Source organism: Pseudoalteromonas sp. DY56-GL79, from assembly GCF_041414765.1.
In the GTDB taxonomy this organism is placed as follows: domain Bacteria; phylum Pseudomonadota; class Gammaproteobacteria; order Enterobacterales; family Alteromonadaceae; genus Pseudoalteromonas; species Pseudoalteromonas piscicida.
Genome location: NZ_JANHZS010000056.1, coordinates 1 through 1,457 on the forward strand (window position 1 = coordinate 1; position 1,457 = coordinate 1,457).

1 protein-coding gene is annotated in these 1,457 nt (G+C 48.6%); it reads left to right on the forward strand.

Going from position 1 to position 1,457, the window contains the following annotated elements:
- Positions 1 to 1,457 (forward strand): condensation domain-containing protein (locus tag NO992_RS23310; protein ID WP_371380799.1); only part of this gene is annotated, 1,457 nt, incomplete at both ends.

Genomic DNA, 1,457 nt, shown 5'->3' on the forward strand with positions numbered 1-1,457 from the left:
GATATAGCAGAGGTAGAGATTAAGGTAGCACAAGAGGACGTGCGACATTTATCAGGAGAGTCTCAGGCGCAAGCGGTAGCGGCGCTGGTCAATGATGAGTTTGTACAGCCATTTGATTTAGCATCGGATGTCATGATACGAGTACGCTATATTCATACGTCGGAGCGTGCAGGGGTTCTGCTATTTAATATGCATCACATCGCATCGGATGGTTGGTCGATGGAAGTATTAAATCAAGAGTTCTTCCAATTGTACGATGCCTTTAGTCAAGGCAAGCCGAGTCCACTGAGTGCACTTGAAATCCAATATGCGGACTATGCCCATTGGCAGCGCACGCACTTAGAAGGCGCGGTGCTAGAGGAGCAGTTGAGCTATTGGGAAAGTCAGTTAGATTCACTCCCAGGGGTACATAGTTTACCGCTGAGCTATCCAAGGCCGAAGCAGAAGGCGTTTGCAGGCGGGGTAGTGTCAGGGAGATTACCGTCGGAGATATCGCAGAAACTGCAAGAGTTGGCGACGAAACATAAGCTGTCACCCTTTATGCTGCTACATGGTGCGCTGTCATTATTACTATCAAGACATAGCCACAGTAGTGATATCGTGGTGGGGACACCGGTGGCGAACCGAACGCAGTCGGAATTAAGCCCATTGATAGGCTTTTTTGTGAATACACTGGTACTGCGAGCGAATACGGCGCAGGCGGATTTGGCGAGTTATTTTAAGCATATCAGGCAAGTGCATATAGATGCGCAAGCGAATCAAGATGTGCCGTTTGAGCAATTGGTAGATAGGTTAAAGGTATCAAGAAGTACAGCGCATAGCCCACTGTTCCAGATAATGTTGACGACGAATAGTGACTATGGTGTGCAGCAGGGGGAGCGCGCGGTTAGTTTACCGGGTGTAGAGATAAGCGCTTATGGTAGTGATACGATACAGGCGAAATTTGATTTAGAAGTTGACCTTAGCATGAGTGATGCGGGGGTAGGGTTAAGTTGGACGTATGATGTAAGCCTATTCAGTGAAGAGTCGATTAAGCGGCTGAACGACCACTTATGTCGTTTGCTGACAGCGCTAAGTGAGGAGCATGTTGGAGATATCGCACCGCATGATTTGAAGATGCTATCGGCGGCGGAAGCGCGTTATTTAATAGAGGGATTGAATGATACGGCGCAGGCTTATCCGAAAGATAAGTGTATCCATGAGCTATTTGAGGAGCAGGCGGCTTTAGAGCCAGAGCGAGTAGCGGTCGTGTTTGGTGATAGAAGCCTGAGTTATGGAGAGTTGAATGCCAGAGCAAACCAAGTTGCGCACTATTTAAGGGCGGAGCACCATATAAAGCCAGATAGTTTGGTGGGGCTATGTGTGGAGCGCTCACTGGAGATGGTAGTGGGTATATTGGGGATATTAAAAGCAGGAGGCGCGTATGTGCCGCTAGATCCGAGCTATCCTCAATCGCG